The 21,076-nt window shown below is 36.9% G+C and carries 16 protein-coding genes; 8 read left to right on the forward strand and 8 right to left on the reverse strand.

Annotated features, from left to right (window positions below):
* Positions 1 to 99: 99 nt before the first annotated feature.
* From ABYT26_RS15005 to ABYT26_RS15020, 4 genes are all read right to left on the reverse strand, one after another.
* Entirely contained in the window at positions 100 to 966 is an 867-nt protein-coding gene (locus ABYT26_RS15005; RefSeq protein WP_372755339.1) for a hypothetical protein, read from the reverse strand.
* Positions 967 to 1,074: 108 nt separating this feature from the next.
* Complete coding sequence (gene dnaA, locus ABYT26_RS15010) at positions 1,075 to 2,505, reverse strand: chromosomal replication initiator protein DnaA (RefSeq protein ID WP_372755341.1); 1,431 nt, start codon at positions 2,503 to 2,505, stop codon at positions 1,075 to 1,077.
* Positions 2,506 to 2,894: 389 nt separating this feature from the next.
* Positions 2,895 to 4,124 (reverse strand): MlaD family protein, encoded by a 1,230-nt coding sequence (locus ABYT26_RS15015; RefSeq protein ID WP_372755343.1) that lies wholly within the window; start codon positions 4,122 to 4,124, stop codon positions 2,895 to 2,897.
* Positions 4,125 to 4,191: 67 nt separating this feature from the next.
* The gene (locus ABYT26_RS15020; RefSeq protein WP_372755345.1) at positions 4,192 to 5,349 is read right to left on the reverse strand and encodes an N-acetylmuramoyl-L-alanine amidase; all 1,158 of its coding nucleotides are present in this window, start codon (positions 5,347 to 5,349) and stop codon (positions 4,192 to 4,194) included.
* Between the two features lie 172 nt (positions 5,350 to 5,521).
* Here ABYT26_RS15020 and ABYT26_RS15025 point away from each other — a divergent pair, with 172 nt between their 5' ends.
* Entirely contained in the window at positions 5,522 to 8,173 is a 2,652-nt protein-coding gene (locus ABYT26_RS15025) for a putative LPS assembly protein LptD (RefSeq protein WP_372755347.1), read from the forward strand.
* Between the two features lie 104 nt (positions 8,174 to 8,277).
* On the opposite strand, the gene ABYT26_RS15030 is transcribed toward ABYT26_RS15025, so the two are convergent.
* Positions 8,278 to 8,844 (reverse strand): aminodeoxychorismate/anthranilate synthase component II, encoded by a 567-nt coding sequence (locus ABYT26_RS15030; protein WP_372755349.1) that lies wholly within the window; start codon positions 8,842 to 8,844, stop codon positions 8,278 to 8,280.
* 70 nt (positions 8,845 to 8,914) lie between these two features.
* Between ABYT26_RS15030 and ABYT26_RS15035 the strand changes: the two genes are divergently transcribed.
* On the forward strand, positions 8,915 to 9,292 hold the full coding sequence (locus tag ABYT26_RS15035) for a RidA family protein (protein WP_372755351.1): 378 nt from the start codon (positions 8,915 to 8,917) through the stop codon (positions 9,290 to 9,292).
* Between the two features lie 62 nt (positions 9,293 to 9,354).
* On the opposite strand, the gene ABYT26_RS15040 is transcribed toward ABYT26_RS15035, so the two are convergent.
* Positions 9,355 to 10,917, reverse strand: coding sequence for a C1 family peptidase (locus ABYT26_RS15040; RefSeq protein ID WP_372755353.1), 1,563 nt, complete (start codon positions 10,915 to 10,917; stop codon positions 9,355 to 9,357).
* A 362-nt stretch (positions 10,918 to 11,279) separates the two neighbouring features.
* Here ABYT26_RS15040 and ABYT26_RS15045 point away from each other — a divergent pair, with 362 nt between their 5' ends.
* From ABYT26_RS15045 to ABYT26_RS15065, 5 genes are all read left to right on the forward strand, one after another.
* On the forward strand, positions 11,280 to 12,995 hold the full coding sequence (locus tag ABYT26_RS15045; RefSeq protein ID WP_372755356.1) for a [Fe-Fe] hydrogenase large subunit C-terminal domain-containing protein: 1,716 nt from the start codon (positions 11,280 to 11,282) through the stop codon (positions 12,993 to 12,995).
* 10 nt (positions 12,996 to 13,005) lie between these two features.
* Positions 13,006 to 14,190, forward strand: coding sequence for a SpoIIE family protein phosphatase (locus tag ABYT26_RS15050; RefSeq protein WP_372755358.1), 1,185 nt, complete (start codon positions 13,006 to 13,008; stop codon positions 14,188 to 14,190).
* 126 nt (positions 14,191 to 14,316) lie between these two features.
* A complete protein-coding gene (locus tag ABYT26_RS15055) occupies positions 14,317 to 14,568 on the forward strand; it encodes a (2Fe-2S) ferredoxin domain-containing protein (RefSeq protein ID WP_372755360.1) in 252 nt (83 codons plus the stop codon).
* A gap of 36 nt (positions 14,569 to 14,604) precedes the next feature.
* Positions 14,605 to 16,458, forward strand: a complete 1,854-nt coding sequence (locus tag ABYT26_RS15060; protein ID WP_372755361.1) for a [Fe-Fe] hydrogenase large subunit C-terminal domain-containing protein — start codon at positions 14,605 to 14,607, stop codon at positions 16,456 to 16,458.
* Positions 16,458 to 17,642, forward strand: coding sequence for a SpoIIE family protein phosphatase (locus ABYT26_RS15065; RefSeq protein WP_372755363.1), 1,185 nt, complete (start codon positions 16,458 to 16,460; stop codon positions 17,640 to 17,642). Before ABYT26_RS15060 ends, ABYT26_RS15065 begins: the two co-directional genes overlap by 1 nt.
* Before the next feature lie 15 nt (positions 17,643 to 17,657).
* Here the strand turns inward: ABYT26_RS15065 and ABYT26_RS15070 are convergent, their stop codons facing one another.
* Positions 17,658 to 18,038: a response regulator gene (locus ABYT26_RS15070; RefSeq protein ID WP_372755365.1), complete on the reverse strand. Its 381-nt coding sequence runs from the start codon at positions 18,036 to 18,038 to the stop codon at positions 17,658 to 17,660.
* A 269-nt stretch (positions 18,039 to 18,307) separates the two neighbouring features.
* Between ABYT26_RS15070 and ABYT26_RS15075 the strand changes: the two genes are divergently transcribed.
* Positions 18,308 to 20,395, forward strand: coding sequence for a PKD domain-containing protein (locus tag ABYT26_RS15075; protein WP_372755367.1), 2,088 nt, complete (start codon positions 18,308 to 18,310; stop codon positions 20,393 to 20,395).
* Between the two features lie 49 nt (positions 20,396 to 20,444).
* On the opposite strand, the gene proC is transcribed toward ABYT26_RS15075, so the two are convergent.
* Positions 20,445 to 21,076 (reverse strand): pyrroline-5-carboxylate reductase (proC, locus tag ABYT26_RS15080; RefSeq protein WP_372755369.1); only part of this gene is annotated, 632 nt, incomplete at its 5' end.

The raw sequence follows: 21,076 nt of genomic DNA on the forward strand, positions 1-21,076 counted from the left end.
ATAAGCTATAAACTTACTTCCTTTTTCTTTATAGAGTCCTTCGGATGGTTTTTGGATTGTTTTATAAGTATCGCAGCTCATCAGCTATTCAAAAGCGGGTTAAAATTCATTTGTAAGTATAAAAATAGCAATAAAAGCAAGTAGTATGCCTAGGAGATTCAATTTGTTTAATTTTTCTTTGAAAATACTAAGTCCAATAAATACGGAACAAGCCACAATACCGATATTTACAATGCTGAATACGACTGAACTATCGTAAGCTGAATGATTCAAAGAAGCGATGAGAAAATATAGAGAACCATAGTTTACAAGTCCCAGGATACAGCCGCCAATTAGTACCTTTACTTTAAAAAGAGCCTTAAATTGTTCTTTACGGATGAGGAGAGCGAGAAAACCCGAAATTGCAGCAATCGCAAATAGTAGAGTTGTAAATTGTTCCGTTCCTCCGGAATGAAGGTATTCCTGTTGCGAAAATTTAACCAGAGAATCCACCGTTCCTGCTCCAAAAAAGAGTAGGATAGGAAGCCAGATGTACTGTCGGTTAATTTTATCAGATTGCTTCTTGTAGATGCTAAGTAGTACGGCGCTAAGTGCAATTATGATTCCTATTATTTTTTGAATGGTTACAGTTTCCTGATAGTAGAGAAAGGAAAAAAGCAGAGGCAGAACAAAGGACATTTTGCTGGCTAATGTGGTGACTGATATGCCTGCTTTTTGGGTTGATTTTCCGATGATAAAGAAAACAACAATAAAAAGAATTCCAATTAGTATGGATATGTAAAACCAATCTTGATGTAGTATTTGACTTGCATTAAATGTAGTATCTGATAGGAAATAACCACAAAATGCAGCGGTAATATAATTGATAATAATTGCTAGGAGAATATCAATTTTAAATTTTTCGATGTATTTAAAAGTGATGAAAATTCCTGTTGAGCTAAGAATAGCAAGTAGTAGGTTTAGCATGCATTAAATTTTGGCGCAAAGTAATGAAAATATGTCTTTTTAAAATAAAAAAGCAGATTCAAAATGAACCTGCTTCTTAGGGTAGTAATTATAATAGTTAGTAATAAACTACATTTTTAATTTCTTGTCAATTTCGTCAATCTGTGTTTTAAAACCTCTGTCGGTATCAATCAAATTGTTTACTGTTTTACAGGCGTGCAACACGGTAGCATGATCTTTGTTTCCGATTTGTGAACCAATGGAAGCCAAGGAAGCTTTTGTGAGTGTTTTTGAGAAATACATGGCAATTTGTCTCGCTTGTACAATTTCTCTTTTTCTTGTTTTTACCTGCAATACATCAATTGGCAAAGAAAAATGATCGCAAACAACCTTTTGAATGTAATCAATAGAAAGTTCACGTTTTGTATTCTTCACTAGTCTATCGATAATTGAAATAGCTAGTTCTAAATTAAGTTCTTTTTTATTTAAAGTAGATTGAGCAAGTAATGAAATTAATGCTCCTTCCAGTTCTCTTACATTATTGGTGACATGACTTGCAATGTACTCTATCACATCATTATCTAAAACAATACCATCTTTATAGGCTTTCTGATGCAGAATTCGAACTCTTGTTTCGTAATCAGGATTCTGAAGATCTGCCGAAAGTCCCCACTTAAATCGGGAAAGTAAACGGTTTTCCATTCCTTTCAACTCAATAGGAGCTTTATCTGAAGTAAGAATTAATTGCTTACCTGACTGATGAAGATGGTTGAATATATGGAAAAATGTATTCTGTGTTTTTTCTTTTCCAGCCAATTCCTGAATATCATCAATAATTAAAACATCAATCATTTGATAGAAATGAAGGAAGTCGTTCTTATTGTTGTTTCGGATTGCCTCGGTAAATTGTGTCTGAAACTTATTTGCACTTACATACAAAACTGTTTTATCTTGATACAATTCTTTTGTCTTGATTCCAATGGCTTGAGCAAGATGAGTTTTTCCTAAACCAGAATCACCATACAATACCAATGGGTTAAATGCTGTACCCCCAGGATTTTCAGAAACAGCCACACCAGCTGATCTTGCCAATCGGTTGCAATCACCTTCTATAAAATTAGTGAAAGAGTAATCAGGATTTAATTGTGAATCGATGTGCAATTTTTTAATGCCAGGAATAACAAAGGGATTTCGAATGGTTAATTCCTCCTTATCTGAAGGCATGCTTACCGGACGATTTCTTGTATTGGCTCCATTATTTCCAGGAACTATTACTGAAACAGGTTTAGAGTTAGTAATGTGATTGTTTTCCATTACCACATTGTACTCAAGTTTTGCACTATTCCCAATTTCTTTTCGTAAGGTTTTTCGAAGAATATCAATATACTGTTCCTCCAAATATTCATAGAAAAAATGACTTGGTACTTGTAATGTTAGGATTTGATTCTCCAAGTTTAATGGTACGATTGGTTCGAACCATGTTTTGTAACTAATTGGAGGTACATTGTCCTTTATTACAGCCAAGCAATTATTCCAGACCTGGAGGTGATTATTATTCATTTCTGTGTCAGTGTTTTAAAAATATTGGGTGTGTCAAATTTTGCTTATGCAAGATTGTGAAAAAAAATATGAAAAAAAAATTATTTGGCTATTGACTTTTCAAAAACATTTCTTACCCTATACAAAACGTAGGAAAAAGAATTGGAAAAAAGTAAAAATAAACCAATCAGCTGACCTACAGGTAATTACAATTGAATATTGTTTAAGTTTCTGGTTGATAGACACTTTGAAAAAGGATGATTTTTGATTTTAAAGTGATTATCTAAAACAATTCTAAAAAAACATAATACTGAAGGTGTTAAATATAAACTTAAACTCGTCTTAGGTAAAAGAAATTCAGTTGTTTAAGAGATTCTGATTTACTATAATTCTCACCGTTAAATAAAATACTATTTCTGAGGACTTATCTTTATAATAAAGGCATCTGGAAAATCATCCCGTATTTTTTTTAATTGGCGAATAATTTCCTTATAGTTTTGTGTTTCGCCGATAGTGTATTTATATCGTCCATTGAAATAAATTTCTTCTACTTTTTGCTTTCCCTTAAAAGCTGGGTCGTTTAAAGAAATTGGAGTGAGAGAAGATAGAATTTGAACCTTGTAGTAAACCTGGTTTAATTTATCGGTTTTCTTTTTAGATTTTTCAGAATTCAGATAAACGGTTTTGCCGGTATCGAATAAGGAAAAGTGCATGTATCTTTTAGGATTGTTTTTTAAATCGATAAGTAAATTGGTTAAGCTATTCGAAGCAGCTTCTAGATTCCTATATAAGGTATCGTTGTTGATTAACATTCCCATTGATCCTTGTCCTGAATTAATTTTCTCTAGTATCCGATTGGATTTTTGTAAGGTTAATTTGGCATGGTTAACTGTTTGAGTAATTTCTGCAGCTGATAAAGAATCGCTTATGTTCGAGAAGTTGGCAAGTATATTGCTAATGTTTTCGTTGTTGTTTTTTAAATTCCAGCTAATTGAATCTGCATTGGCAATAATATTCTCCAAATGACTTTTTTGTCCAGTTACTATTGTATCCAGTGTTCCTGAAGTATTTTCTAGTTTTTGAAAGGTTTGCTCGATGCTTCCAAAACTTTTAGTGAGATTCTCTCTAGTTTTTGCATTGAAAACATACTGAATTACTGAAAGAACAGAATCAACGCTAGACATGAGGTTCTCGGCTTTCCTTTTTAATGGGAGCATTTGCATACTAACCTGTTCTTTTAAATCTCCTTCGATATTTCCTTTGATGGTATCTCCCGATTGAAGCATTTTGTCGCCTTTTCCAGGAATTAGTTTGATCTCTTTAGAGCCCATGATATCGGAACTCTCAATTCTGGCTATAGAATTTGTGGAAAGTTTGTATTCGTTGGATATGGAAAACTCAACTAAAAGGTGATCTGCAAAAGCGCTGTTAAATCGAATGTTTTTAATTTGTCCTACTTTATAACCTTTTAAGGTAACCGGACTTGATTTTTTCAAGCCATCAACACGATCATATCGAGCGAAAAATATTTGTTCACTTGAAAATAGATTAAAGCCTTTGAGAAATGAGATTCCCCAAATCAGAATTACAATGGCTCCCACAACAACAAGTCCTATTTTTGCGTCTTTTGAAAATTTCATAATTCTATCATTTTAATTTACTAAAGAGAGGTAATGATTGGTTCTGCGGTAAAAATACTCATGATTTTTAAAGTTTTTTTGCTTTCGACAAAGAAATTCTTTCTCCATTGTAAAAGGCCACCACAAAACAATCCTTAATCTTTTGTCTTATTTTTGTTTGCAAGTTTACAATCTCATTGTAATTGTCTGTTGATCCAACAGTGTATTTGTACGCTCCGTTACTATTTCGTTCCTGAACTCCCTCAATGTTTTTGAATTCTTTCGAGTTCAACGGAATGGGTCTGCTCGATGATTTAATCTGAACGCAAAATTCCAAAGAAAACTTTTTGTCGATTTCTTCTTTAAGGAGGCTATCTGCTGCGATAATTGCTGTGTTTTCTGCAATTTGATCTTGCTCTAGTACTACACTTAATTTTTCTACCTTTGTTTTGTACGCACGAAAAGCTCTGAAAATTCCACTGGCAATGTAATCCTGATTCTCAGATTTTTTTAAGTAGTAGGCTTCGGTTGGGTTGGAAACAAAACCAACCTCTACAAGTATAGAAGGCATACTTACTTGTTTTAGTACCCAAAAACCAGCTTCACGAACACCTCTTGAATGACGACCAACTCTTGTTTTAAATTGATCCTCAGTTAGTTCAGCTAAGTTAATGCTCTTTTCCCGATTTACGCCTTGCATAAGGTTAAAAATGATGTAAGAAGCAGGATTTTGAGGGTCAAAGCCTTCATATTTAGTGCTGTAATCATCTTCGTAGAGCATAACAGAATTTTCTTTCATAGCTACTGCTAAATTTTCCTCGGTCTTGTGCAATCCTAAGGTGTAGGTTTCTGTCCCCACAATCTTAGTATTGTTGTTCGCATTAGCATGAATGGATATGAATAGATCAGCTTTATTTTGGTTGGCAATTTCAGACCTCCTATTTAAAGGGATAAAAACATCCGTTTTACGAGTGTATATTACGGTAACTTCAGGAAAGTATTGCTCAATATAGCCACCTAGTTTAAGTGCAATGCTGAGAACTACATCTTTTTCTTGGACAATTTTACTGATAGCGCCTGGATCTTTTCCACCATGTCCTGCATCAATAACAACAGTATTGATATTGGTGTGATTACTTTGCGAGATTGCTGCTGCTGGTAGCAGAAGAATCGCAAAGAAAAATAAGAAAGAAGCTGATGATCTTGCAATTAGATCTTTTAATATGTTTTTTATAATAATGTTCATTAGAAGAATATTCATAAAAGAACTTAAAAAATGTTTTCGAAGTTCTTTTCAATTAGGGAATATAGTACTTTTATTTGTATTTTTGGCGTCTCAAGAAAGACGCTCTGTTAAATTGTACAAATTTAACAGATGACTTTACAATCGATTATTTCACAAAAATAACAGATAAAACTTGCAATTAACATTACTACAAAGGGTTTTTATTATTTTCATTGGAATTCTTCTTCCATTGAATGGCTTTGGCTTCATTAACCCGATTAGCGACTCTAAATATACACAACCAGATAATAGTTGGAATAAGCTAGAATATTCTGGTTTTACGAATTTTGAAAATATAAAGCAGGATTCTCTAAAAAAAGTACCATTAGATAGTTTGCCGAATGTGGCCGCTGATAGTTTGGCTACTGATACAGTCAAGAAAAAGAAAAAGCCTTTCATTGAAACAAAGATTGATTATAGTTGTGATGATACCATTGTATTTTCCTTAACTGGGCAAAAAGTATTTTTGACGAAAAATTCTTACGTGAAATATGGAGATATTGAATTAAAAGCATACTATATAGAACTTGATTTAGAAAAGAAAGAAGCCTTGGCGTATGGGATTAAAGATTCAACGGGGACTTTTATTGATACGCCTGAATTTAAAGATGGTTCCGAGGAGTTTACCTGTAAGGAATTACATTACAATTTCGACACGGGAAAAGGATTGGTGAAAGAAATTATTACCGAGCAGGAGGGTGGATATGTGCATAGTGAGATCACCAAGAAAATTGATGAAAAGACCTTTTACATGAAAAATGCCAAGTATACCACTTGTGATGAAGATCATCCTCATTTTTACGTAGATATGACTAGGGCAAAGATGATTAAGGATGAGAAAATTGTTTCAGGTCCTCTTTATTTGGTTCTGGAAGATGTGCCTTTGCCAATTGGACTGCCTTTTGCAGCATTTCCCATTACTTCATCCTATTCTTCAGGGATTATTATGCCAAGTTATGGTCAGGAATCCGCAAGGGGTTATAATTTAAAAGGTGGAGGGTATTACTGGGCTATTAATGACTACTACGATTTGGCACTTACAGGTGATATTTATGCCAACGGTTCTTGGGGGGGATATGTGGAGTCAAGTTATAAAAAGAGGTATCGATATACGGGGAGTGTAGCTGCGGAATATCATCGTAATACCTATGGTGATGAAGGCTTGGATGATTACTACCAAACCACCGATTTTGCGGTGACCTGGAGTCATTCACAGGATTCAAAAGCAAATCCTTATAGTAGTTTTTCTGCTTCTGTAGATGTTTCAACAAGTAGTAATGATGCAAATAACTCTACTTCAGTTGCCGATATTACTGATAATCAAAAGCAATCGAGTATTTCATATAGTAAAACATGGGCTGATAGTCCGTTTAGTTTTAATGCAAGTTTACGTCACTCACAAACCAGTACTGATTCTACCATATCTTTGACTTTACCAAGTGCATCTTTAACAATGTCATCAATTTATCCTTTTCGTGCTAAAGGAAAAAGTACTAATTTAAGATGGTGGGATAAAGTAGGGCTTAGCTATTCCTCGAAAATATCCAATAAAATTGATACCACAGAAAGTGAGTTATTCAACACTTCACTAGCCAAGGATTGGTCGAATGGATATTCACATAGTATTCCGATTACCACTAACTTTAAGCTAACAAACGATCTTACCTTGTCGCCAACGCTCAGCTATAAGGGGGTTGCTTATACCAAGTCGATTCGAAAAAAATGGAATCCTGATTTGTACGAAGGTGATGGTGGCGTTGCTACCGATACAGTAATGGGATTTCGATATGCACATAATTATTCTACAAGTCTTTCGCTTTCTCTCAGTCCAGAAATATATGGTATGTATGAGTTCAGTGAGAAATCCTCAATTAAGGCAATTCGGCATGTAATGACGCCGAGTATTAGTTTTAGTTATACGCCCGAAATTGGGGTTGACCGAAGCAAATATTATAAGTATTACTACAACGAGAAGACTGATACGGAAGTAGAATATTCCATATTTGAGGGGAGTGTGTATGGAACGCCTTCTGGAGCTACAGAGTCGGGAAGTATTAGTTTGAGCCTCGATAATAATGTAGAAGCCAAGGTTCGTACAGCTAATGATACTACTGGAAATGAAGAGTTCGAAAAGGTAAAAATTATTGAGAGTTTGAAATTTTCCACTTCTTACGATGTTTTTGCAGATTCCTTGAATTGGTCTACTCTAAAAATGTCGGGACGTACCTCTCTTTTTAATGAAAAATTAGATTTGAGTATTGGTTCTACCGTCGATCCTTATAAGTTGGATAGCGATAATGCGAAGATTAATGAATTTGGTCCTCGTTTAACGGCTGCTTCTATCGATTTAGATTATAGTTTATCGTCAGATGATTTGAAGGGCGATAAAGGAAAGGATGTGAAAAAGGGTGAACCCAAAAGCTTGGCTAAAAATCCAAATTACGTTGATTTTGATATGCCTTGGTCTTTTACCATCGACTACGGATGGACTTATTCCAAGCCAAAGAGAACAAAATCAATCACTCAAACAATGAGTTTTACAGGGAATGTTAGTTTAACTCCAAAGTGGGGTATAAGTCTTACTACGGGTTATGATTTTTCCGATAAAGAGATGACCACAACGCAGTTTACTCTTACTCGCGATTTGCATTGTTGGAATATGTCTTTCAATGCGATTCCTTTTGGAACTTATCAATCGTATAATTTCTCCATTAGTGTAAATTCTTCCATACTTTCCGATTTGAAATATGAGAAAGACGAGTCTTGGCAAGATTCAACTTACTAAGAGAAAATAAAAAATGAAGAGGGATAGCAAAGTAAATTTGTTGTCCTTTTGTTTTGTGGGAAAGTTTTGGTTGTTCTGCTATTGGTTATTTCTTTTGTCTAATTTTAACTCAAAATCCAGTTTTTAAGAATCACTTTTCCGTACTGAGTTAGGATCGATTCGGGGTGGAATTGCAGTCCGCATAGGTCAAATTCTTTGTGGCGGATGGCCATAATTACATTATCCTGATCGGTGGCAGTAATATGTAAGCATTCTGGGAATTGATCTCGAGAGATTCCCCAAGAATGGTATCGTCCCGATTCAAATTCGCGAGCTACGTCCGTAAAGATGGGGTCCTTTTCGTTGCAGAGAAGTGTCGTTTTGGGTACGCCATGAACAATTTCTTTCAGGTTTTCCAGATTTGCGCCGTAGTATTCGCAGATGAATTGCATGCCCAGGCATACTCCCAGTATTGGCTTCCGTTCGGCATATTTATCCATGATTTCTCCCATAGCTTTCACCTCAGAAGGGATTCCTGGTCCGGGAGAGAAGATAATCTTGTCGCAGCTCTCTAATTCCTGCCAATCGATTTGCTTGTTGCGCATTACAATTACTTGTTCGCAGAACTGTTCAACAATGTGAACTAGGTTGTAGGTGAAAGAATCGTAATTATCTATGATGACTATTCTCATTCAAGCTTTTTTCTATAACTTTATTGGCGCAAAATAAAGGAATTTTTAACAAATACTAATCGCGAAAGCAATGAAAAAGATAATTAATTCTGCGAAAGCACCCAAAGCAATTGGACCCTATAGTCAGGCTATTGAGGTAAATGGGACTCTATATATATCGGGACAAATTCCTGTTGATGTTTCAACAGGAAAATTTGTGCAAGGGGGTATTGTTGAGCAAACACATCAGGTAATGAAAAATATTGGCTACATTTTAGAAGAGGCAGGATATAGCTATAAGGATGTGGTGAAATCAACTTGCTTACTAAGCGATATTGCCAACTTTGCAGAGATGAATAAAGTATATGGCGAATATTATAAAGAGGATTGTCCGGCTCGTGCTGCCTTTTCGGTGAAAGATCTCCCTATGGGAGCCATGGTCGAGATTGAAACCATTGCGGTTAAATAGATCAAGCGAAAAAGAAAAGGCTGCTGATAAAATAATCGGCAGCCTTTCTTGTTTGCTCTATTCTACTTATCGATTCCCAAAACTACGGCAACCGTATTCTTCATGGCTTCCTTGCTACTAAAGGAAATCTTGCTTCCTGTTTTAATCTGTACACTATTATCTAGTTCCGAGGCCAAGCTGTTGTAGACTTTTTCTTGATATGTATTTCCTGCCGACTGATTAATGGCTTCGTTTAGTTGATTGTAGTTTAAATTCTGCCGAGAGATCACAATGGCAATGTAATCTCTATTTCCCAATTCATCAGGATAGAGGGAATGGTCTTTTGGAAACAATCGTGTTCCGGTAATGCCACAGTAGGGTGAATGTTTTTTAGTGTAGGGGAAAAGTACATAACTTGAGCCATCGCTTTCGGCACCAAAAATATAGGTATAACACTCTAAGCTGTTTCGTACTTCCACTTTAAACTCGGTATTAATATCCATGCGCTTTTGGGTGGTGTATAAAATACCTGATTGATGAGCCAGAGGAATATTTCTGCCAGTTGCGTTTGCTACTAGGCCTAATTCAACATCCAGAACCGAAGTGGTTGGAGCATCAGCATTACTCATGGGGTAAAGGCCGTAAGCTTCTCGGGTAAAGTATTCAAAATCGTTGTAACGGATCCAAAACAAGCCATCCTGTCCCCAATCTCTGCCCCAGCTATTCATGATCTGGAAAGCGCCACCTTCGTAGTAGTCGTCATAGCCAATCACACAAATGGCATGACCACCAAAGTGTTGCATGGCATAGTCCGAGCGGGTAGGTGTCCATAGCTTTTTACCTCTCATTTCGGACATAAAGCTGCCGCCAACCATCATGCCAATTACCACCGGAGCCCCTTGGGCTAAATTCTGTTTAATAGCCAGTAAATCGGTGCTGTAATCGTCTCCATCTTTCGAGAGTCGGTTGAAGCCTTTTATTTTGTAGGCCGATGCAGCTTGTATTTCCATTGAGTTAGGCTTTTTTGCGCAGGACTCCTCGTTGTATGCGAAGCGCGAGAAGGGTAATAATCCACCTTCGTTCATTACTTTCATTGCATTTTGTAGGTAGGTTCCTTGGCAGTTGGGCAAAGCAATCTGGTTGTATAGGTAGGCAGGACTAAAGCTTACCTTGTTGGGATCTTTACCTGTGGCACGAGCTTGCATAATAGTACGTGCTGCATAGGCACTTGACCATCCCACGCAAGAGCCTTGACCGCCTTGATTCATCCGTTCTGGGCAATATTCTTCCAGACTAATACTCTCGGGCAGTGGATTGTTTATATTGTCGGCCAAAGGTTCAAACACTTCTGCTTGATCGTAAATGCTTTCTTTCATTTCCAAACCAGTACTGAATAGCAAGGTGTTTAGGGATGATTGATTGGTGTTTACATCGCTTTTACTCAGTAAAAAATAGCCGCCTATTCCCAGAACGATTAGTAGAATAGCAATTTTTGGGTTCGATTTAAATAATTTAATCAGTAAGGGAAGCAGGATGCCAGCTAATCCACTTCCTCTTCCGGAGCTGCTACTTCTTCTTTGTCCTCTAGGTATACGTTTTTGTCGCGATGAGTTGGATCCGCTGTCCTTTTTAATTCGGATTGGCATGATAAAACGAAAATTGGGATGAGTCTTATGTGAAATATAGTAATCTTTAGGAGAGAGAATTTTTGTTCAATACTAAATTTACAATTCTATTTTTGATTAGCAATAGGCTTCTCACACAAATTGTTACTTGTGAATGTTTATCTGTTACTATCCTCTTTTTTCTGCATTTGTATAATTTACCTTGAGAAGGAGCGAAGCAATTTATTGGCCTTTATTTAAATTGGGTATGAATTGTTCCGATGTGTTTTAGAATAGTCTTCAATTGGGTTGGTTAAAACATAAATTATGCAATTTGCATATTTAAAGGTCGAAATACCAAAAGGAACTTTTTGCAGGAAATCAGATAATTTGAGGAGGCTAAGATGGATGTTTTAAAACCAATTTATACCGAGCAAAACGATTGTCAGGATTGTTACAAATGCATTCGGGAATGCGAGTTAAAAGCCATAAGAGTGCAGAATAATTCGGCTCAAATTGTGCATAGCGATTGTATATATTGTGGGGCTTGTGTTCTTGTTTGTCCAGTTTCGGCTAAAAAGCTGCGAGGTGATGTTAAGAGGGTAAAAAGTTTGTTGGTAAGAAATACGAATGTGATGGTTTCATTGGCACCATCCTTTGTTACCGAATTTCCAAATTTATCCGATCAGCAAATGGTATCTGCCTTAAAGGCATTAGGTTTTGCCCATGTATCCGAAACAGCTTTGGGTGGGCAGGAAGTTTCGAAACAAGTATCTAAATATATAGCAAATCAGGAGGGAGGTGTTTACATTTCATCGGCTTGTCCTTCTGTGGTAGATCTTATTTGTAAGCATTATCCGCAATACAGAAAGAATATAATCCCCCTTTTGTCCCCCCTTTTAACACATGCCAAATATCTTAAGCGAACTTTCAGTAACGATATGCCCATTGTGTTCATAGGGCCCTGTATCGCAAAAAAAACCGAGAGTGATGAATTCCCCGAATTATTGGAGGCTGTACTTACTTTTTCGGATCTAAAAAAGTGGTTTGAAGAGGAAAATATTGATCCTTACTTGTTCGAGGATAAAAAGAATGCGGAGGTATTTGTGCCAGGAAAAGCAGGAAAAGGAGCTTTGTATTCTATAGATGGAGGTATGATTGCGGGGGTGAAGAACAATACTATGGCTACCGATGCTGTTTGTATGACTTTCTCGGGAATTAGTACTATTCAATCGGTATTGAAAGATTTAGATAAGTACAAAAAATCGGATGTTTTATTTTTAGAATTAATGGCTTGTAGCGGGGGCTGTGTAAACGGACCGGGAACTGATAAGTCTTATTCCACAGCTCTAAAACGTTTAGAGGTAATAAAGAGGCAGAATCAGAATGAAGGATTTGAGATGGAAGCGGATTTTTCTTTGAAAAGGAATTTCAATTCTATCGAGGCCATTAGGAAACATCATCATTCGTCAAGTCGAATTAAGGAAGCTCTTAGCGCGATTGGGAAATATTCCGAAAAAGATGAGATCAATTGTGGGGGATGTGGGTACAATACTTGTAAGCAGTTTGCTGCTGCCTTGCTCGAGGATCGGTCGGAACCCAATATGTGTGTATCCTATATGCGAAAAATTGCCTTCGATAAGTCGGCCGCCCTACTGAGCAAGATTCCTTCGGGTGTAGTAATTGTAAATCAGCATCTTAAAATTAGAGAGGCGAATTTAAGCTTTGCAAGAATGATGGGGTCGGAGATTGAGGAATTGTATGATACGATTCCTGGATTGGTGGATGCTGATCTGCATAAAATAGCACCTTTTTATAAACTGTTCTCATCGGCACTTTCAACAGGAATAGATAATCTTGAAAAAGACATTCGTTTTGAGAATAAAATGTTCCATCTAACCATTTTTAGTATCCATAAACACAAGATTGTAGGTGCTATTCTTCGAGACATGTCGCAGCCTTTTATTCAACGAGAAGAAGTGATATCAAGAGCCAAGTCGGTAAATAAGAAAAACTTGGAAACCGTTCAGAAAATTGCCTATTTGCTTGGAGAGAATGCCTCTGAAACTGAGGAAATGCTGAATTCTATTGTTGAATTTTACAGTCTATCTAAAGATTAATATTTTGCATATGACATCGGATTATTATATAGAGGTAGAGTGTCAACAAAAAAACTACCAAGGACAGTCGATTTGTGGAGATGTCTTCATGTCTTGCAAGATAAAAGAGGAGGGACGAACCATTCTTGTTTTATCGGATGGTCTGGGAAGTGGGGTAAAGGCAAATGTGCTGGGAACTTTAACAGCTTCGATGATTTTGAATTACATGAAGGTGAATAAGGACATTCAGCAAGCGGCTGAAATCATAATGCAAACCCTTCCGGTTTGCAGCAAACGAAAAGCCAGCTATTCTACCTTTACTATTTTAGAGATTGAATGTGATGGGGAAACCCGAATTATTCGTTACGATAATCCTGAATGTTTGATTTTGAGGGGAGAAGAGAATTTAGAGCCCGAATGTGAAGAATTGCTTCTTAAAGGAGATCATAATAAGGGAAAGATTCTCTATTCTTATCGTTTTAAGGCTCAGAAAGAGGATCGTATTGTGTTTTGTTCCGATGGAGTAACTAATTCGGGGATGGGCGCTAAGCGAATGCCTTTTGGTTGGGGATTGGAGAATTTAGATGCTTTTGTTAAAACAATGATCCGCAAAAAATCTTCCTTATCGGCGCGGCAGCTGGCCGAAGCAGTAGTTGATCGTGCATGTGCTAATTTTGGCAATAAACCCAAAGATGATACTTCCTGTGGTGTACTCTATTTTCGGGAACCTCGGAATTTATTAATTTGCACTGGTCCGCCCTACGAAAAGTCGAAGGATAGTCAATTGGTAAAACAGGTGACAGAATTTAAAGGTAAGAAGATTATTTGTGGAGGAACTACTGCAGGAATAATTTCTCGAGAATGGCAGGTGCCCATTAAAGTGGAACTAAAATCATCCGACACCGAGTTACCACCGATCTCCTACCTTTCAGGAATTGACTTGGTAACCGAGGGAATACTCACCTTAGGTAAGGTGTACCGTTTGCTTAAGAATTACAAGCAGAATTCATCCTTTAGCTACGGTCCTGCCGATCGGATTGTTCGGGTTCTTTTAGAAAGTGATAAAATATTTATTGTTAATGGTACGGGCATTAACATTGCTCATCAAGATCCTCAATTGCCCATAGAACTAGAGATACGTCGTACAGTAGTGAAGAATATTGTTGGGTTGCTCGAGGAAAAGTTTTTAAAAGAAGTAGATCTTAGTTATATTTAAAAGAGATTATTGTTCCTGATAAAAAAAGGATTTGGGTTGTGAATTTTATATGTGCAGTTGGTTTTGTTTGTTGTTGGTAGTCAGGTAGTAAAGTCTTAAAATAGATCTTAAAAGTTAGAAAATCAAATGGCCGAAAAAGTTGAAATTACAATTTGTTTGGGCAGTTCCTGTTTCTCAAGAGGCAACGGAAAGGCTTTGAAAGCAATAAATACCTATTTAGAAGAAAATAATTTGAAAGATAAAGTGTTCTTTCATGGAGAATTGTGCACAGGGAATTGTGCCAAAGGACCCATCTTGAAAATTGGAGATGAACTTTACGAAGAAGTCGATCCTGAGAATGTAATTGAACTTTTGAATGAAGTTCTCGGACTCGTGTAAGTGAGATTTTTGATTCCTATAAAAAACTATCAGATCATGCCTTTAATTACAACCAATAAGGACAAGTGTAACCTTAGTTATACTTGTATTCGTGTTTGTCCTGCCAAAGCCATTAAAATAAAAAATGGTTTTGCAAACATCATAAATGACAGATGTATTGGCTGTGGAAATTGTGTTACGGTTTGCGTGCAAAATGCCATCGAGTATCGAAGCTCCGAAGATCGAGTAAAGCATTTATTGGTAGGTAAAGATCCTGTTGTTGCTATCTGTGATCCTAGTATTTCAGGAGAATTCGATGATATTCTTGATTTTAGAAATTTCGTAGGAATGATTAGGGCCTTAGGTTTCGATTATGTGGTGGAATCTGCTTTTGGTGCCGATTTAATAGCCTATAAGTACAAGGAGTTGTTTGAGAATTTTCATGGAAAATATTACATTTCCACCAAATGTCCGGTTGTGGTTAATGACATTGAGAATTTTCATTCTGGTCTTGTCGATAATTTGGCTCCTATTGTGCCTCCAGGTATTGCTATGGCCAAAGTGGTTCGTAAAAAATACGGGAAACATGTAAAAATTGTATTCTTATCACCTTGTGTGGCTAGTAAAGATGATGTGAAAATCTTTAATGGGACTGACGGAAGCATGGATGCTGTTTTAAGTTTTGTGGAATTGCGGAAGTTGTTTGCCGAATATGGAGTTTCTGAAAATTCAGTTGAATTCTCTGAGTTCGATCCTCCTTTTGCCCGTTTGGGTGGCTTATTTCCTATTAGTCATGGTTTATTTCAAGCTGCAGACATTGATGTATCTATGCTAAATGGAGGAATTATTAGTACCGAAGGACGGAATAATTTTCTGAAATCGATAAATGAATTCAAAACACAACCCGACTTGAATCAGCATTTGGACTTGTTCTACTGTGATGGTTGTGTTATGGGACCAGGAACTTCAGTGGGAGGACGTAAATTCTCGCGTAGATCGCAAGTGATTCGTTACGTGAGAAAGCGTTTGCAAACGTTCGATGAGCAGAAGTGGCAGAAAGAAATTGATGAGTATAGTCATCTTGATTTGAATCGAGGTTTTAAATCAAAAGGAAGGGAATTACCTATTCCTGATGAGAAAGAAATCATGAAGGTTTTAGTAGAGATGGGAAAAGAAAAACAGGAAGATCAGCTAGGCTGTGGAGCTTGTGGCTACGAATCTTGTCGCGAGTTTGCTATTGCCAAGTGTCAGGGATTGGTGCACTACGAGATGTGTTCTTCTTTTACCATAAAAAATATGAACAGTTACATCAAAGAGTTGGGAACCATTAATTCGAAGTTATCGAGAACAAAAGCGGCCCTAAAGGAATCTGAGAGAATAGCCAACGAGGAACGAATTATTGCCCAAGAAGCTTCGGAAACTGTTTCGGCCATGTTGCAAAAACTTCCCTCGGGAGTAGTCATTGTTGATGAATATTTAAAGGTAATTGAATCGAATAAAACCTTCGTTGATTTATTAGGAGAGGAGGCTCGTTTATTGAACGATATCATTCCCGGATTAGTAGATGCAGATCTCAGGAAGTTGATCAGTTTTCATAAATTATTTTCTTCGGTAGTTCTTAATGGTGAAGATATTTTGAACAAAGATGTCCATTTTGGAAATACCCTTTTCAATGTTTCGGTGTTCACCATCAAAAAGAATAAAATTGTTGGTGGAATTATTCGGAATCTATACGCTCCCGAAGTTCGGCGCGAGGAGGTTATTGGTCGTGCAAGAGCAGTAATCAAAGAGAATCTTCAAACGGTACAGCAAATCGCATTTCTATTGGGCGAAAGTGCTTCCAAAACAGAAAAGCTATTAAATTCCATCATTAAGTCACATGGTTCTGGCGAAGAAGGGAAAGGTGAATAATGGACGAGAAATTTCATATTGATATTGATTGTCAGCAACTTTTTCATGAGGGAGAGATGATCTGTGGAGATGTCTTTCTTTCGAAGAGAATAAAAGAGGAAAATAGAACCATTGCTGTATTAAGTGATGGGATGGGAAGTGGTGTAAAAGCCAATGTGTTGGCCACATTAACGGCTTCTATGGCCATGAACTTTACAGCAGAGCATAAGGATGTAAAGACCATTGCCGAAATCATTATGAATACGCTACCTGTTTGCAGTGTTCGTAAGGTAAGCTACTCTACTTTTACTATTATCGATATTGAATTTGATGGCACAACACGTATTATTGAGTTTGACAATCCTTTGTGTGTTGTGATGCGCGGGGCTGAGGTTTTTGATCCAGGTTGGAGAACCATAACCATGGATAGTGAGGAAAATAAAGGAAAGGAATTGCGAACTTGTGAATTTACAGCTCGAAAAGAGGATCGAATTCTATTTTGGTCCGATGGAGTAATGCAATCAGGAATGGGAAGCCGTGAATTTCCGTTTGGATGGGGGTATGAGAGTGCCTTAAAATATGTGACTGATATTGTAAGATCGACACCCTATATTTCGGCTCGGAATTTGGGAATGCAAATTGTGAAAAAAGCTGCGCGAAACGATCAGGATGAAATAAAGGATGATACAAGTGCAGGAGTTATCTATTACCGTGAGGCGCGTAAGCTTTTGATTTGTACTGGACCTCCTTTCGAAAAGAATAAAGATGCTGAATTGGCCATGAGAGTTTACCATTTTAAAGGGAAAAAAATCATTTGTGGAGGAAGCACGGCTGAAATTCTGGCTCGTGAATTAAATTTGAAATTTGCAGCTGGAATGAAAATTACAGATCCGGAATTACCTCCTGCATCTTATATGGAAAGTATCAATCTAGTTACTGAAGGCATATTAACAATAGGTAAAGTTGCCCGAATTCTTGATGATTATCATAGTGATTATGATTTGGGTGAAGGTCCAGCTGATCAGATTGTGCACTATCTGTTGCAGAGTGATAAGATTTTAATTATATCCGGAACAAGAATTAATTTTGCTCACCAAGATCCAAGTTTGCCAGTTGAGTTGGAGATTCGGAGAACCGTTGTGAAAAGAATAGTTCGTCTTTTAGAAGAGAAATTCTTAAAGGACGTGAGTCTTACCTTTATTTAGGAACAAAAGATTGGTCTATATATAATTGGCCAATAAATCTAATAATTTCTTGCTGGGAATGGGTTTGGAAATGTAATCGTCACAACCAGCATTCAAACTTTTAATTCTGTCTTCGGACATGGCATAGGCTGTCTGAGAAATGATTGGAATGTTTGGATTTTTTTCTTTGATAATTTTGGTCGCCTCAAAACCATTCATGTGTGGCATTTGTATGTCCATTAAAATAAGATCAACTTTATTGTTAATAAACATTTCAACGGCTTCTTTTCCATTTACGGCCCATAGAATTTTTGCTCCCGTTTTTTGAATGACCTCTTCCAAAAAAAGAAAGTTTGATTCTACATCTTCAGCAATAAGAATCGTTTTTAAGGACCAATTTGGCAGATTATTATTCATTGAGACTCATTTCAGGTAAGTTTGATTTTTCAAAACAATCAAATTTAAATAAAATATTGTTGATATAAAAACGATTATTGAGGATTAAAGTATAAAAATTTTTGATGGACTTATTAGAGGGTGGTATAAATTACATTTTAAAATAATAATTATGTCGATTCAGTATTTTTTCTTATTCGATTTCTTATTTCAAATTGTTTTTTTTTATTTAATATGACATTCGCTGCTTAATTGCTACTTTTGAACATCTATTACTGAAAAACACCTTCATGACCTTTAAATTACTTCGCCATGGGCTTATGATTAGCCTACTTCTGTTTTGCACCTCTTTGCAAGCACAAATCTCCTACGGGGGAACACCTTTGTTTAAAACAGGAAGTTTAAAGTCCAATTTGTCAACTGTTTATCTGCCCGAATTTGATTTTTCGATCAGTACACGTGCTCAGGAGAATGCAAATCTGGGCAATTATTTGAAGCATGCACAATATGCCTACAAGTACGAAGTAGCTTATAGTACAGAAAATTCTGGTGTGTGGGACAGTTTAGTGGACGGACGAAGAGTATGGAGGATTTCTATTTCCTCGGAAGGTGCTTATTCCTTAGGATTAAATTTTTCTAGATTTCGAATTCCTACTGGAGGACAAGTTTTTGTTTACAACAATCAAACAGATCGTGTTCTGGGTGCATATACCGATAAAAGCAATAAGAAATCGAATCGTTTTGCAGTGGAACCTCTCGAAGGAGATGAGATTGTGGTGGAATATGTTGAACCTTTACAGCCCGAATTTACCGTAGAGTTGGAAATCGGAGCTGTCTTGCATGATTATAAAAATATCTTTAATCGCTTAGAGGGCGATGAATCGAATTTGAAAAGCTCAGGATCGTGCAATGTTAATATAAATTGCAGCGAGGGAGATGATTGGCAGACCGAAAAAAAAGCAGTTTGTCATATTTTGTATGGAGGATATTTGGCTTCGGGAGCTTTGATTAACAATACGAGTTTAGATGGCAGTCCTTATTTTTTAACGGCTCATCATGTGATCGACTCCGAGGAAGAGGCCGAAATCGCTATTTTTTATTTTAATTATGAAGCCGAAGACTGCGATTCCACCGAAGGATCGAAATCTCAATCGATCTCGGGAGCAAGTTTACTAGCAACTGCTGATAATTTAGATTTTACACTCCTCGAACTTTCGGTTATGCCGCCTTCTTCCTATTCTCCTTACTATTTGGGTTGGGATCGATCGGGTCGGGTTCCTTCTAATACGGTTTGTATTCACCATCCCAGTGGAGATGTTAAGAAAATATCGGGCGATTACGATGAGCCTTTAACAGACACTTACTACGATTCTGAATATAGTTTTGATACAGATACTCATTGGAGGATTGTAGAATGGGACTATGGAACTACCGAAGGAGGATCTTCGGGTTCTCCCTTATTCGACGAAAATCATCGTGTGATTGGTGATTTAACAGGAGGAGAAGCCAGTTGTTCGAATTCGGTGAATGATTACTATGCAAAATTCTCAGAAAGTTGGGCGAATTATTCTAATTCCAATGAACAATTAAAATACTGGCTAGATCCTTTGGATACTGGTGTTGAAACACTAGATGGAATTGATCCATACAATGGCTTAAGTGCTGCCATCAGAGTTTCTGAGGATACTATATGTTCTTCTTCCGAGGTGACCTTAACCGATGCCTCTTTTGGTGATCCAGATGAGTTTTACTGGGATTTTGGCGAAGGAGCAGATCCTGAGTTTTCAACCGATGAAGGGCCTCATACTGTCAGTTATTCAAATGCCGGACTTAAATCTGTAAAACTAGTTGTTTCGAAAGATGGCGTGGCTGATAGCGTATATTCTTCGATTTTGGTAATGGATGCTCCAATTGCTGATTTTGACTATAGTCTACAAACCGATAGCATTAGTTTTACGAATACTTCAACCAACGGTCTTAGTTATGATTGGGATTTTGGAGATGGAGAATATTCGAGTCTTGAGAATCCTGCTCATGTTTATGCTAGCAGAGGAAGTTATTGGGTAGAACTAATGGTAACAAATGTTTGCCAAAGCGATAGTAAAACTATGCAAATTATCAATTCTTATGAGGATATGCTTAGTATTTATCCCAATCCATCAAATGCAGTATTTACCGTAGATTTAAGTCGAATTGTGTTTTCGGAGATCAATTGGTATGTTTACGATACAAAGGGATCTCGAATTCGTTCAGGATTGGTTTCCAATTACGATAACACAATTAACTTTAATTTAAAAGGATTAGCCACAGGAGTTTATTTGCTTCGCTTGAATATTGATGGAGAGCAGTTGCAACGCAAATTGCTGCTGGTAGATTAGCATAGCCAAGCCATTAATCGTATAATTAATGGCTTGGGGCAATATCTTTTTATTTTTCTATTTTCTCAAAGGAAGTCACAATTCCTTTAATTAATGCCGATGAAAATCCCTTATGTTCCATCTCGTTTAATCCTACAATGGTGCAGCCTTTGGGGGTTGTCACCTTATCGATTTCTGATTCGGGATGATCTCCATTTTGCTGAAGCATTTCTGCTGCACCTTTAACGGTTTGCGATACAATTTGCTTGGCGGTATTGGCGTCGAAACCAATTTGAATGCCTCCTTGAATCATAGCGCGAATAAATCGGAAAACAAAAGCAATTCCGCAAGCTCCCAAAATGGTAGCTGCTTCCATTAATTCTTCGTTGATAAGTAAACTTTCACCCACACAGTCGAAAATCTTCTTTATCTCTTGGCTTTGTTTTGTGCTTGCATTTTTCGAACAAATACAGGTAACCGATTCTGAGATATTGGCGGCAATGTTAGGCATAGCTCTGAAAACGGGAAATTTATGCTCAAGCATTTCTGAAATATCTTCCGTGCCCAATCCTGTGGCAAGGGAAACAATAACATGCCTTCCTTCCACTAGCTCACCCTTTATTTCGTTAATTATTTTTCCAACATTGTAGGGTTTCACTGCAATTAAAATGATGGTAGCATTGTGAACGGCTTCACAATTAT

The sequence above is a fragment of the Labilibaculum sp. genome (genome assembly GCF_041595635.1).
Classification (GTDB): Bacteria; Bacteroidota; Bacteroidia; order Bacteroidales; family Marinifilaceae; genus Labilibaculum.